General features: G+C 75.3%; 11 protein-coding genes. 8 read left to right on the top strand and 3 right to left on the bottom strand.

The genetic code is table 11. The features are described from left to right. Positions 1 to 34 precede the first annotated feature (34 nt). From C593_RS29100 to C593_RS0108635, 3 genes are all read right to left on the bottom strand, one after another. The gene (locus C593_RS29100) at positions 35 to 490 is read right to left on the bottom strand and encodes an ATP-binding protein (protein ID WP_018846901.1); all 456 of its coding nucleotides are present in this window, start codon (positions 488 to 490) and stop codon (positions 35 to 37) included. A gap of 157 nt (positions 491 to 647) precedes the next feature. Further along, entirely contained in the window at positions 648 to 1385 is a 738-nt protein-coding gene (locus C593_RS0108640; protein ID WP_018846900.1) for a GntR family transcriptional regulator, read from the bottom strand. Between the two features lie 272 nt (positions 1386 to 1657). Continuing rightward, complete coding sequence (locus tag C593_RS0108635; RefSeq protein WP_018846899.1) at positions 1658 to 3385, bottom strand: phospholipid carrier-dependent glycosyltransferase; 1728 nt, start codon at positions 3383 to 3385, stop codon at positions 1658 to 1660. Positions 3386 to 3538: 153 nt separating this feature from the next. On the opposite strand from C593_RS0108635, the gene rsmI reads away from it, so the two are divergent. The 8 genes from rsmI to C593_RS0108595 all read left to right on the top strand — a co-directional run bounded on the left by rsmI (position 3539) and on the right by C593_RS0108595 (position 12927). After that, positions 3539 to 4405 carry a 16S rRNA (cytidine(1402)-2'-O)-methyltransferase gene (gene rsmI, locus C593_RS0108630; protein WP_026277492.1) on the top strand — a complete coding sequence of 289 codons (867 nt, stop codon included), beginning with the start codon at positions 3539 to 3541 and terminating at the stop codon, positions 4403 to 4405. A gap of 160 nt (positions 4406 to 4565) precedes the next feature. Beyond that, the gene (locus C593_RS0108625; protein ID WP_018846897.1) at positions 4566 to 5036 is read left to right on the top strand and encodes a hypothetical protein; all 471 of its coding nucleotides are present in this window, start codon (positions 4566 to 4568) and stop codon (positions 5034 to 5036) included. Between the two features lie 83 nt (positions 5037 to 5119). Beyond that, positions 5120 to 6019, top strand: coding sequence for a TatD family hydrolase (locus C593_RS0108620; RefSeq protein WP_018846896.1), 900 nt, complete (start codon positions 5120 to 5122; stop codon positions 6017 to 6019). Between the two features lie 495 nt (positions 6020 to 6514). Then, positions 6515 to 7063, top strand: a complete 549-nt coding sequence (locus C593_RS31425) for a ubiquitin-like domain-containing protein (protein WP_078521337.1) — start codon at positions 6515 to 6517, stop codon at positions 7061 to 7063. 512 nt (positions 7064 to 7575) lie between these two features. Next, on the top strand, positions 7576 to 8436 hold the full coding sequence (gene rsmA / locus C593_RS0108610) for a 16S rRNA (adenine(1518)-N(6)/adenine(1519)-N(6))-dimethyltransferase RsmA (protein ID WP_018846894.1): 861 nt from the start codon (positions 7576 to 7578) through the stop codon (positions 8434 to 8436). An 89-nt stretch (positions 8437 to 8525) separates the two neighbouring features. Then, complete coding sequence (locus C593_RS0108605) at positions 8526 to 9419, top strand: 4-(cytidine 5'-diphospho)-2-C-methyl-D-erythritol kinase (protein WP_018846893.1); 894 nt, start codon at positions 8526 to 8528, stop codon at positions 9417 to 9419. Positions 9420 to 9591: 172 nt separating this feature from the next. After that, on the top strand, positions 9592 to 11073 hold the full coding sequence (locus tag C593_RS0108600) for an acyltransferase family protein (protein ID WP_018846892.1): 1482 nt from the start codon (positions 9592 to 9594) through the stop codon (positions 11071 to 11073). A 36-nt stretch (positions 11074 to 11109) separates the two neighbouring features. Beyond that, positions 11110 to 12927, top strand: coding sequence for an ABC-F family ATP-binding cassette domain-containing protein (locus tag C593_RS0108595; protein WP_018846891.1), 1818 nt, complete (start codon positions 11110 to 11112; stop codon positions 12925 to 12927). Positions 12928 to 12946 lie beyond the last annotated feature (19 nt).

The raw sequence follows: 12946 nt of genomic DNA, 5'->3' as shown, positions 1-12946 counted from the left end.
CCTACGGGACACCCGTGGCGCCCGGGGTCCCCCGTTATCCGACCGGGACGCGACCGGACCCGTTCCGGCCACGGCTGTCCGGTTCCTGTGCGTGCACCTCTGCCCAGACCACCTTCCCCGGCCCGCACCGTTCGCCGACCGCCCAGCGGTGCGCAAGGGCGGCGACGAGGTGCAGACCTCGCCCGCCCTCGGAGTCCGGCTCCGGGGCGCGCAGTTCGGGCCGGCCGTCGCCCGCGTCGTGCACCTCGACGCGCAGGCCCTCCGCCGTCGGCGACCACCGCGTCTCGACCTCCCGGCCGGGAGGTCCGCCGTGCAGCACCGCGTTGGTGACCAGCTCCGACAGCACGAGCACGGCCCTGTCCTCGATCGCGCTCAGCCCCCACTCGGCGAGCGACTTCCGTAACGCGGCCCGCGCCCGGCCCGCACTCCGCCGGTCGCGCGCCCACCGGCACACCACGACCGAGCCGTCTGCCGCCGCTTCCCTTTCCATCGGGCCACCTCCGCGTCGCTGGTTCCGGGCGCGCGAGGTCGCACAAGCGACAGACGCCCCAGAATTTCTCCCTAGGGAAGTTATAGGGGTATCTCCCTAGGGAGGTCAATCGAAACGTGTTCGGTCGTGAGCTGTGCGTGACGGAAGAGGGTGGGGGTCAGCCGCTGACCTGGTACTCCAGGACGTAGACACCCGCGTCGAGCAGCATCCGGTTCATCTCCACCGGGCGGTCGTCCACCGTGAAGGCGGTGCGGCAGATCTCCACGACCGGGGTGGCCTCGGCCAGCCGCAGGCGCTCGGACTCCTCCCGGCTCGGCATCCGGGCGCGCAGCTCCTCCGTGAACCGCACGGGCTTCAGGCCCAGTTCGGCCAGGCGCGCGTAGGTGCCGCCCGGACCGGTGTCGGGCCGGGCGATGGCGGAGTCCCGGACGAGGGCGGCGGGGAGGTAGGAGACCGCGTGCTGGACCGGTTCGTCCTCCACGACGAAGAGCCGGTCCCGCACGACGACGGGCGTGCCCTCGTCCAGGCCGAGAACGCGCGCGACGTGGGCGGGAGCGGGAAGCTCGCGGACGTCGAGACCGGTGACGCTCAGCGGGCGGTCCCCGAGGTCGGTCGCCCAGACGGACCGGCCCGCCGCCCAGCCGTCCTCCGCGAGGCGCCGTCCGGCCGCCCGCCGGATCGGACGGAACTCACGCACATACGTGCCGCTGCCCCGCCGCCGCACGGCAAGCCCCTCCGTCACCAGCAGGGTCAGCGCCCGGCGGGCCGTCTCCTTGGCGACGCCGTACTCGCGCACCAGGGCCGGTTCGCCGGGCAGCCGGGCTCCGGGAGCCAGCTCGCCCGAGCGGATCTCCTCCCGCAGCCTGTCGGCGATCTGCCGGGCGTTCTCGGCCATCTGGGACCCCTCGCTTCCCTAGGGTGGACAGCGACCACCATGTCACAGGGGGCAGACCGGGGCCCCATGGGAGTCGGGGAGACGATCCCGCCGCTGGTGACGACCGGGGGCGACGAGCCCCACCACAACGAGCAGCCGTGATCCGCGGCGGGAAGGTCTGAACGGTCCGACGCGGGGACGCCGCTCGCGCGGCGGTTCAGCCGGAGACGAACCGGGCCCGGCCCGGGCCGGTGAGCCCCGGGCCGAGCCCGGTTCGTGTGGCGGGCGGCGGTCTACACCCAGGTGTCCAGCCACATCCGGTTGCGCCAGTCGTCCAGCGGGATCGGCGCGCCCGTGTAGAGCGGGTGGAAGTAGATGAAGTTCCAGACGATCAGCAGCACCAGCACCCCCGCCCCGATCGCGCCCACCGCCCGGCGGCGTTCGTCCGAGCCGGGCGGGCCCAGGATCGCGCCGATCATCATGGCGACCGCGAGGCAGAGGAACGGCACGAACACCACCGCGTAGAACACGAAGATCGTGCGCTCCTGGTAGTGCAGCCACGGCGCCCAGCCCGCGAGGAACGCGCACAGGATCGCGCCCGCGCGCCAGTCGCGGCGGAAGAGCCAGCGCCAGGCGACGTATGCGAGGGCGAAGCACCCCGCCCACCACAGCAGCGGCGTCCCCAGCGCCAGGACCTCGCTCGCGCACTTGTCGACCGTGCCCGCCGGGCAGCCGTCGCGGCCCGGCTGTACGTCCTCGTAGTAGTACGAGACCGGCCGGCCCATCACCAGCCAGCTCCACGGGTTGGACTCGTAGGTGTGCCCGTCCGTCAGGCCCACGTGGAAGTCCAGCACCTGCGCCTCGTAGTGCCACAGGCTGCGCAGCCAGTCCGGGAACAGCCGGCCCCAGGAGCTGTCCCGGCCGGGCCCGGTGCTCGCCCACTGCCGGTGGTAGCCCTTGTCGGTGACGATCCAGCCCGTCCACGTCGCCAGGTAGGTGACCAGCGCGACCGGGACCGTCGAGACGAACGCCGGGACGAGGTCACGGCGCAGCACCGCCGCGTACGGGCGGACCGCGCCCGCGGTGCGGCGCATGCCGACGTCCCACAGCACGCTCATCACACAGAACGCGGCCATGACGAACAGGCCGTTCCACTTGGTGCCGGCCGCCAGGCCCAGCAGCACGCCCGCCGCCAGCCGCCAGGGCCGCGGGCCCATCCGCAGGGATTGCGCGATCCGCGCGTCCGGGCGCAGCACCCCCTCGTCGTCCACCGGCAGCGCGTCCGCCATCCGCCTCCGGGTCCGGTCCCGGTCCAGCAGCAGCGCGCCGAACGCGGCCAGCACGAAGAACATCAGCACCAGGTCGAGCAGGGCGGTGCGGCTCATCACGAAGTGCAGACCGTCCACGGCGAGCAGCAGGCCCGCGAGGCAGCCGAGGAAGGTGGAGCGGAACAGCCGGCGGCCGATGCGGCAGAGCATCAGCACCGAGAGGGTGCCGAGCACCGCCACCATGAAGCGCCAGCCGAACGGCGTGAAGTCGAAGAGCTTCTCCCCGATGCCGATGACCCACTTGCCGACCGGGGGATGGACCACGTACCCGGGGTCGACGGGCGGCAGCACGGCCGAGCCGTCCCGCAGAATCGTCTTGTCGACGTCCTTCGGCCAGCTTCCCTCGTACCCCTGGTTGATCAGCGCCCAGGCGTCCTTGGCGTAGTACGTCTCGTCGAATATCACCGCGTGGGGCTTGCCCAGGTTCCAGAACCGGAGCACACCCGCGACCAGCGCCACCAGCAGCGGACCCGCCCACGCGGCGACCGCGGCCAGCCGGTCCCCGTCGCCGCGCCGGACGCCGAAGACCTGCCAGAAGGCGGGGGTGGGGCGCGTGTAGGGCGGGACGAGGCGGTCGCGCAGGCCGGTCACGGGCGGCGCGGCGTAGCCGAAGCGGCGCAGCCTGCGCAGCCGGTCGGGCGGCGGTTGCCCGGCGTCCCTGCCCTCGATGGTCTGTGGCGCGGTACTGGTCACCGCGCCATCGTAGGGAACGCGGCTGCGGGCGGGGCGCGTGGCGGGCACGGACGCGGGGGCGGGATGTGCGGGCGTCGTGCCGGGGTGCGCCGGCGCGAGCCCCGGCGACGGGACGGGCGCGTGGGTGCCGTGGCCGCCTGGGAGGATGGCCGGGTGACTTCCAAGCCCGGCACCCTCGTCCTCGCAGGCACCCCCATCGGCGACGTCGCCGACGCCCCGCCCCGGCTCGCCGCCGAACTCGCGGGCGCGGACGTCGTCGCCGCGGAGGACACCCGGCGGCTGCGCCGCCTCACCCAGGCCCTCGGGGTGCAGACCACCGGCCGGGTCGTCTCCTACTTCGAGGGCAACGAGTCCGCCCGCACCCCCGAACTGGTCGACGCGCTGGTCGGCGGCGCGCGGGTGCTCCTGGTGACGGACGCGGGCATGCCGTCCGTCTCGGACCCCGGCTACCGGCTGGTCGCCGCCGCCGTCGAGCGGGACGTCCCGATCACCGCCGTCCCCGGGCCGTCCGCCGTGCTGACCGCCCTCGCGCTCTCCGGGCTGCCCGTGGACCGCTTCTGCTTCGAGGGCTTCCTGCCCCGTAAGGCGGGCGAACGCCTCGGCCGGCTGCGCGAGGTCGCCGCCGAGCGCCGCACCCTCGTCTACTTCGAGGCCCCGCACCGCCTCGACGACACCCTCGCCGCGATGGCCGAGGTCTTCGGCGCCGAGCGGCGCGCCGCCGTCTGCCGTGAGCTGACCAAGACGTACGAGGAGGTCCGGCGCGGCGGCCTCGGCGAACTCGCCGCCTGGGCCGCCGAGGGCGTGCGCGGGGAGATCACCGTCGTCGTCGAGGGCGCCCCCGAGCCCGCGCCCGGTGAGGTGGACGCCGGGGAACTGGTGCGCAGGGTGCGGGTGCGCGAGGAGGCGGGGGAGCGGCGCAAGGAGGCGATCGCGGCGGTGGCCGCCGAGGCGGGCCTGCCCAAGCGCGAGGTGTTCGATGCCGTCGTGGCGGCAAAGAACGCGGATCGAAAGGCCCCTTGAGTCGGCAGGGAACGTAAAGGACTATGGTGAAAGGTAAAGCGCAGACCGCGCCCTGGCTCTTTCGTGCATGGAAATTCCCAAGTCCGCACCATTAATCGACAGGCGCCGATGCGCTCCCGCCGGAAAAGGCGTCCACTGGACACAGTGGAGAGGAGCTGGCATGAGCGAGACCACCGGCACCACCGGAACCGCCGTGGTGCACGAGGCGTATTCGTTCGCCTGCATGCGCTGCGGGCACGGCTGGGAGCAGTCCTACGACATCGAGCACCATGTCGACGGCAGGGGGCAGCCGTTCGTCGTCTACAAGGCCGACGGGCAGCGCGTGCCGTCCCCCTTGTCCAGCCCCACCTGTCTCAACTGCGGGGGCCACGTCGTGCGGATCATGCGGGCGGGCCGGGTCTCGTCCGTGATGGCCCTCATGGAGCAGGGCGGGCAGGACGCGCAGGGCGGGCAGGGGACCGGGCCGGGCGCGAGCGGGCAGGGCACCCCGAGCGGCGTGCAGGGCGCCGGCAGCGGGCAGGGCGGCGAGGAGACCGGGGGCGGCGACCCGTCGTCGGGTGATACGGCCGCCGGGGCGCCCCGGCAGCGGCACCTCTCCGACCTCCTGCACCCCTTCCAGCACCGCGGGTGACCCGCGCCCCGGGGCGTCCCGGGTGCGCGGAGTGTGCGGGGCTCGTCAGCGGCGCGCCCGGCGCGCCTCGTAGGATCGCGCCCATGAGCTCGAAGTCCGCACCCCCTCCGCTGCCCGAGCCGCTCGGGGTGGAGGTCGCCGATTCCCACACCCACCTGGACATGCAGGACGGCACCGTCGAGGAGGCGCTCGCCCGGGCCGCCGCGGTCGGTGTCACGACCGTCGTCCAGGTCGGCTGCGACCTCAAGGGCTCCCGCTGGGCCGCCGAGACGGCCGCCGCGCACCGGCAGGTGCACGCGGCCGTCGCCCTGCACCCGAACGAGGCGCCCCGGATCGTCCTGGGGGACCATGGGGGCACCTCCCAGGCCCCTGGGCCTGGGGGAGGGTGGTCGCGGCAGGGGGCGCGCGAGGCGGGCGGGGACGCGGCGCTGGACGACGCGCTCACCGAGATCGACCGGCTCGCCGCGCTCGACGAGGTGAAGGCCGTGGGCGAGACCGGGCTGGACTTCTTCCGCACCGGCCCGGACGGAATCGCCGCCCAGGAACGCTCTTTCCGCGCGCATATCGAGATCGCGAAACGCCACGGAAAAGCGCTCGTCATTCACGACCGGGAGGCGCACGCGGATGTGCTGCGCATTCTCGCGGAGGAAGGTGCGCCGGAGCGCACCGTCTTCCACTGTTATTCCGGCGACGCGGAGATGGCCGAGATCTGTGCGGCCGCGGGGTATTTCATGTCCTTCGCGGGAAACGTGACCTTCAAGAACGCCCAGCCGCTGCGGGACGCGCTTGTCGTCGCGCCCACGGAACTCGTCCTCGTCGAGACGGACGCGCCGTTCCTGACGCCCGTGCCGTACCGGGGGCGGCCCAACGCGCCCTATCTGATTCCCGTCACCCTCCGGGCCATGGCCGAGGTCAAGGGCCTCGACGAGGACACGTTCGCGGGGGCGGTGGCGGCGAACACGGCGCGCGCGTTCGACTACTGACCGGGGGCGGGCGGCGGGGGCGCGCGGGGCGGTGCCTCGCAACCGTGCGTGTTCGTGCCGCTTTGGACAGTGACCGGCCGTCGACTACTGTCCGGGCCCATCGGGGCGATGGGATCAGCCGGCTGACGGAACGGCGTGGGCAACGTGGGCGGAGTGGGCGACGCGCAGGACCGCCACCGGGCGGCGCAGCCGACGGTGGCGGTCCGGGTCCCGGGCCCCGCCCGGCGGCCCGCACCCCCGGGTCCGGCCCTGACCCCGCCCCCGGCCCCGACACTGGTGGACACGCGCCTCGCGACCGCGTACGCGCCGACGCTGCCGTACCTCGACGTGAGCGGGGCGGCGGCACCTGCTGCCCGGCCCTCTGGCCCGCCGCCCGCGGCCGCACCGGGACCCGGGCCGACGCCGGCCGCGGGGACCGGGGCCGGGCGTCGCGCGGCTCGGCCCGGCGCGCCGACCGCCCGGGGCGGCCCCCGGCCCGCCCCGGCCGCGGGGGGCGTGCGCGCGACCGCCCACCCGACCGTGTCCGCCCCGGTCACGGTGCCGGGACGCGCACCGTCCCCGCCGCCCGGGCCGGAGGGCGGCCGCGTCACCGCCCAGCCGACCGGGTCCCCCGCGAGCGGCCGGGCGGCCGGGCATCGCGCGGTCCGGTCCCCGGCGACCCGAGGCGGCCGGCGGCGGCGCGGCGGGCCCGAGGGGCCGGACGGGTTCGGCCGGCTGGTCTCGCGCGCCCTCGTCGTCGCCGTGCTCGCGGGCGGCACCACCGCGTTCGTCGCCGACGACAAGGCGGTCCGGATCTCGGTGGACGGGGACTCCCGCACGGTCCGCACCTTCGCGGACGACGTCGCCGAACTCCTCGCGGAGGAGGCCGTGACCGTCGCCGCCCACGACACCGTCGCCCCCGCGCCAGGCGCCGCCCTGACCGACGGCGAGACGGTCGAGATCCGCCGCGCCGGCCCGGCGGCCCCGCCGCCCGTGGACGCCCCGGACCGCACCGCCGTCGAGAGCCTGCTCGCCCGCCTGCGCGCCCAGGCGGGCGCCGGCTGAGGGCCCGGGCAACTCTGGGCCGGGGCGCGGCTGACGGCCGGGCACCCCGGGTCGGGGCGCGCTCGCGGCAGGCCCCGGCCGGGAACCTGCCCCGGGCGCCGAGCCCGCCCCCCTTCCCGGCGGGCGCGGACCGGGCCGGTCACCCCGCGGGGTGCCGAGCCGGACCGCGTCGTGGGGTGCCGCCGAGCCGTATCGCGTCGCGGGGCGGCGAGCCCGTGCCGCACCCTCGGTAAGGCACCCCGCACCGCGTACCCCGGCTCGGCCGGCCGCCACCCCGCCCGACCGAGCAGGCCCGGACCTCGCCCCGCGCCCCGCGCGCCCGGCCCGGGCGGGGCGGGCCCGGCCGGGAACCAGCCCCGGGACGCGGGCCGGGGGCCCTGCCGGGGCGGGCCCCCGCGCCCGGCCCGGGCGGGGCAGGCCAGGGCCTCGCCCCGCACCCCGCGCCCGACCGGCCGCGGCAGGCCCCCGCCCCGTGGGCGTACGCGCGCACGCCGCGGCCGTAGGCTGTATCGGTGAGCACCACTGATCCCGACGCCCTGCTCGGCCCCGCCGACATCCGTGAACTGGCCGCCGCGCTGGGCGTACGTCCCACCAAGCAGCGAGGTCAGAACTTCGTCATCGACGCCAACACGGTCCGCCGCATCGTGCGCACCGCCGGGGTCGAGCCCTCCGACACGGTCGTCGAGGTGGGCCCCGGGCTCGGGTCGCTGACCCTGGCGCTGCTGGAGGCCGCTGACCGGGTCGTCGCCGTCGAGATCGACGACGTACTCGCCGCCGCGCTCCCCGCGACCGTGGCCGCGCGGCTGCCCGGCCGGGCCGACCGCTTCGCGCTCGTGCACTCCGACGCGATGCACGTCCGGGAACTGCCCGGACCGCCGCCCACCGCGCTCGTCGCGAACCTGCCGTACAACGTCGCCGTCCCGGTGCTGCTCCACATGCTCGACCGCTTCCCGACCATCGAGCGCACGCTGGTGATGGTCCAGGCCGAGGTCGCGGACCGGCTCGCCGCCGCGCCCGGCAACAAGGTGTACGGCGTGCCATCGGTGAAGGCCAACTGGTACGCCGAGGTCAAGCGCGCCGGGGCCATCGGCCGGAACGTCTTCTGGCCCGCGCCCAACGTCGACTCCGGCCTCGTCTCCCTGGTGCGCCGCGCCGAACCGCTCGCGACCAGCGCGAGCAAGGACGAGGTCTTCGCCGTCGTCGACGCGGCCTTCGCGCAGCGGCGCAAGACGCTGCGCGCCGCGCTCGCGGGCTGGGCCGGGTCACCCGCGGCGGCCGAGGAGGCGCTGGTGAAGGCGGGGATCTCGCCCCAGGCACGCGGCGAGGCCCTGACGGTGGAGGAGTTCGCACGGATCGCGGAGGCGAAGCAGTGAGCGCACGGACGACGGCCGGCACGGGCGGCGGGACGGCTACGGGCACGGGCGTGACGGCGACGGGCGGCGGGACGGCTACGGGCACGGGCGTGACGGTCCGCGTCCCGGCCAAGGTCAACGTCCAGCTCGGCGTCGGCGGAGCCCGCCCCGACGGCTACCACGACCTCGCCAACGTCTTCCTCGCCGTCGGCCTCTACGACGAGGTCACCGCCACCCCGGCCGAGACGCTGACCGTCACCTGCACCGGCCCGGGCGCCGACCAGGTGCCGCTGGACCGCACCAACCTCGCCGCCCGCGCCGCCGCCCTCCTCGCCGCCCGGCACGGGATCGAGCCCGCGGTCCACCTCCACATCGCCAAGGACATTCCCGTCGCCGGCGGTATGGCGGGCGGTTCCGCCGACGGCGCGGCCGCCCTCCTCGCCTGCGACACCCTCTGGGGCCTCGGCTCCAGCCGGGACGAACTCCTCGCCATCTGCGCCGAGCTGGGCTCCGACGTGCCGTTCAGTCTGGTCGGCGGCGCCGCCCTGGGCACCGGCCGGGGCGAGCGGCTGGCCGTGCTGGAGGTGCGCGGCACCTTCCACTGGGTCTTCGCGATGGCCGACGGCGGCCTCTCCACACCCGCCGTGTACGGGGAGTTCGACCGGCTGAACGAGGGGGCCGCCGTGCCCGAACCGGTCGCGTCGCCCGCACTGCTGGACGCCCTGCGCACCGGTGACACCGCCGCCCTCGCGGACTCCCTCGCCAACGACCTCCAGCCCGCCGCGCTGTCCCTGCGCCCCTCGCTCGCCGACACCCTGGCGGCGGGCACGGCGGCGGGCGCGCTGGCCGCGCTCGTCTCGGGCTCCGGACCGACGACCGCGTTCCTGGTGAAGGACGCGGAGTCGGCCCGGTCGGTCGCCGCGGCCCTCGACGCCTCGGGCACCTGCCGCGCCGCCCGCCCGGCCGTCGCCCCGGCGCCGGGCGCCACGGTGGTCACGGGCTGACCCGCCCCGGACCCGCCCAGCCCGCCGCGCCCCGCCCCGGGAGCCGGCCCGGAACGGTCCCGGCCGAGGGCCGCCGGCCCCAACCCGCCCCGCCCCGCCCCGTGGGTACTCACCCCGATCTGAGTATCCGAACGCTGCCGGCGCCCCCGCGCGGCCCGGCAGCGTGGGGCGCATGACGACCACCACCGTGCGCGCCCTCGCCGAGAGCACGCCCGACACCCGGGACCGCTACGTCGACCTGCTGCGCGTCGCCTCCCTCGCGACCGTCGTCGGCGGCCACTGGCTGATGGCCGCCGTCACCACCGGCGGCCGGGACGGCGGCCGTGACGGGGGCGACGCGCGGGTGGGCAACCTCCTCGCCGTGGTGCCGGAGCTCCAGGTCCTGACCTGGCTGCTCCAGGTGATGCCGGTCTTCTTCTTCGTCGGCGGCTTCTCGCACGCCCTCTCCTACCGTTCCCTGAGCCGCCGCCACCCCGAGGGCTCCGTGTACGCCGCCTTCCTGCGCGGCCGGCTCCAGCGGCTGCTGGGGCCCACCACGGTCTTCGTCCTGGCCTGGGGCGCCCTGGCGCTGGTGGTACAACTGCTGGGCGGTGGAGACGGGTTGACCGGGGTCGCGCTGCGTCTGGTGACCCAGCCGCTGTGGTTCATCGGCATCTACCTGGCCATGGTCGCCTTCACCCCGCCGCTGCTGCGGCTGCACGAGCGGTGGGGCTGGGGCGCGTTCGGCGCGCTCGCCGGGGCGGCGGCCCTGGTGGACCTCCTGCGGTTCGGCGCGGGAGTGCCCTACCTGGAGTTCCTGAACTTCGCCTTCGTCTGGCTCGCCGTCCACCAGCTCGGCTTCCTGCGCGCCGACGGCAGGCTCACCCGGCCGGTGGTGCTCGCCGCCGCCGGGCTCGCCGGGGCCGCCGCACTCGTCGCCCTCGGGCCGTATCCGCTGTCGATGGTCGGGATGCCCGGCGAGAAGGTCTCCAACATGGCCCCGCCGACGCTGGCCCTGCTCTGCCACGGACTGTGGCTGGTCGGCGCGGTGGAGATGCTGCGCGGCCCGGGCGGACGCCTGGTGCGCCGGGCCCGGATCTGGCGGGCCGTCGTCGCGGCGAACGGCATCGCGATGACCGCGTTCCTGTGGCATCTGACCGCGATGCTCGGCGTGTACGGGGCGCTCCTCGCCGCCGGAGTGGCGCTGCCGGAACCGGCGAGCGGGGCGTGGTGGGCGCAGACGCCCCTGCGGATCGCGGCCGCGGCGGTGCTGACGGGCCTGCTCGTCGCGGTGTTCCGCCGCTTCGAGCGTCCGTCGGCGGCGCCGGCCGCGCCGCCGCCGCCCGGCACCGGTCCGGTCGCCGCCACCGGGATCGCGCTCAGCCTCTTCGGCGTCCTCGGCCTGTCGATGACCGGCTTCGGCGGCCTGCTGGAGGGACACAGCGCGACCCTGATCGCGGTGCCGGTCACCGCCCCGCTCGCGGTCGCCATGACCCTCGGCGGACGGCTCCTGGTCGCCCGCGCGGGCCGCGGGGTCCGCACCGGGGGCGCGACGACCGGCCGGAAGCCCACCCCGGTGCCCCGACCCGTCCCCGCCGGGCGCCGAAGCGGCCCCGCCCCCTCCCCGCCGGGCCGGGAATCCGCCCCGGCCGGGCGCACCCCGCGCGGGGACTAGGCTGGGAGGTCGATCGTTACCCCTGGCAGGAGAGAAATGGCCGTCAACCTGGTCAATGTCGAGGCAGTCACCAAGGTGTACGGCACCCGTGCCCTGCTGGACGGCGTGTCCCTCGGCGTGTCCGAAGGCGACCGCATCGGCGTCGTCGGACGGAACGGCGACGGCAAGACCACCCTCATCCGGATGCTCGCCAAGCTGGAGGACCCGGACACCGGCCGGGTCACCCAGAGCGGCGGGCTGCGGCTCGGTGTGCTGACCCAGCACGACTCCCTCGACCCCGCCGCCACCGTCCGGCACGAGGTCATCGGCGACATGGCCGACCACGAGTGGGCGGGGGACGCCAAGGTCCGGGACGTCCTCACCGGGCTGTTCGGCGGGCTGGAGCTGGCCGGCTTCCCGCAGGGGCTGGACACGGTCATCGGCCCGCTCTCCGGCGGCGAGCGCCGCCGTATCGCGCTGGCCAAGCTGCTCATCGAGGAGCAGGACCTGATCGTCCTCGACGAGCCCACCAACCACCTCGACGTCGAGGGCATCGCCTGGCTCGCGGGCCACCTCCAGGCCCGCCGCTCCGCCCTCGTCTGCGTCACCCACGACCGCTGGTTCCTCGACCAGGTCTGCACCCGGATGTGGGACGTGCAGCGCGGCGACGTCTACGAGTACGAGGGCGGCTACAGCGACTACGTCTTCGCGCGCGCCGAGCGGGAGCGGATCGCCGCCACGGAGGAGGCCAAGCGCCAGAACCTGATGCGCAAGGAGCTGGCCTGGCTGCGCCGCGGCGCTCCCGCGCGCACCTCCAAGCCCCGCTACCGCATCGAAGCGGCGAACGAGCTGATCGCCGACGTGCCCCCGCCCCGGGACACCTCCGAGCTGATGAAGTTCGCCTCGGCCAGGCTCGGGAAGACGGTGTTCGACCTGGAGGACGTCACCGTCCAGGCCGGGCCCAAGGTGCTGCTGAAGCACCTCACCTGGCAGCTCGGCCCCGGCGACCGCATCGGCCTCGTCGGCGTCAACGGCGCCGGCAAGACCTCCCTGCTGCGCACCCTCGCGGACGCCGCCGGCACCCAGGGCGAGGCGCAGCCGGTCGCCGGGCGGGTCGTCGTCGGCCGGACCGTGCGGCTCGCGTACCTCTCCCAGGACGTCACCGAACTGCCCGCGACCCTGCGGGTGCTGGAGGCCGTGCAGCAGGTGCGCGACCGCGTGGACCTCGGCAAGGGCCGGGAGATGACCGCCGGGCAGCTCTGCGAGCAGTTCGGCTTCGGCAAGGAGAAGCAGTGGACCCCGGTCGGGGACCTGTCCGGCGGTGAGCGCCGCCGCCTCCAGCTGCTGCGGCTGCTGATGGACGAGCCGAACGTCCTCTTCCTCGACGAGCCCACCAACGACCTCGACATCGAGACCCTGACACAGCTGGAGGACCTCCTCGACGGCTGGCCGGGCTCGATGGTCGTCATCTCGCACGACCGGTTCTTCCTGGAGCGCACCACCGACCGGACCTTCGCCCTCCTCGGCGACGGCACCCTGCGCATGCTGCCGCGCGGCATCGACGAGTACCTGGAGCGCCGTGCGCGGATGACGGAGACGACCGCGCCGGCTCCGGCGCCGGCCGCACCCGCGGGCGGAAGTCCGGCCGGCAAGGAGAGGTCCGCGGCCGACTCCCGGGCGGCGAAGAAGGAACTCCAGCGCATCGAGCGCCGGCTCGACAAGGTCTCCGACCAGGAGACCACCCTCCACTCGCACATCGCCGAGAACGCCACGGACTTCGAGAAGGTCGCGGAACTGGACGCGCAGCTGCGTGAACTCGCGAACGAACGCGAGGAGTTGGAATCGCGCTGGCTGGAACTGGCCGAGGACGCCTGAAAGGCGTCGGGCCGGGGCC

The organism is Streptomyces sp. CNT372 (assembly GCF_000377145.1).
This window is presented reverse-complemented; position numbering and strand designations above follow the sequence as displayed.

Excerpts from the sequence above, each read along its gene's own strand:
- C593_RS29100 (WP_018846901.1), bottom strand. The coding sequence starts at position 490 with ATGGAAAGGGAAGCGGCGGCAGACGGCTCGGTCGTGGTGTGCCGGTGG.
- C593_RS0108640 (WP_018846900.1), bottom strand. The coding sequence starts at position 1,385 with ATGGCCGAGAACGCCCGGCAGATCGCCGACAGGCTGCGGGAGGAGATC.
- C593_RS0108625 (WP_018846897.1), top strand. The coding sequence starts at position 4,566 with ATGAGCGAGACCACCGGCACCACCGGAACCGCCGTGGTGCACGAGGCG.
- C593_RS0108620 (WP_018846896.1), top strand. The coding sequence starts at position 5,120 with ATGAGCTCGAAGTCCGCACCCCCTCCGCTGCCCGAGCCGCTCGGGGTG.
- C593_RS0108600 (WP_018846892.1), top strand. The coding sequence starts at position 9,592 with ATGACGACCACCACCGTGCGCGCCCTCGCCGAGAGCACGCCCGACACC.
- C593_RS0108595 (WP_018846891.1), top strand. The coding sequence starts at position 11,110 with ATGGCCGTCAACCTGGTCAATGTCGAGGCAGTCACCAAGGTGTACGGC.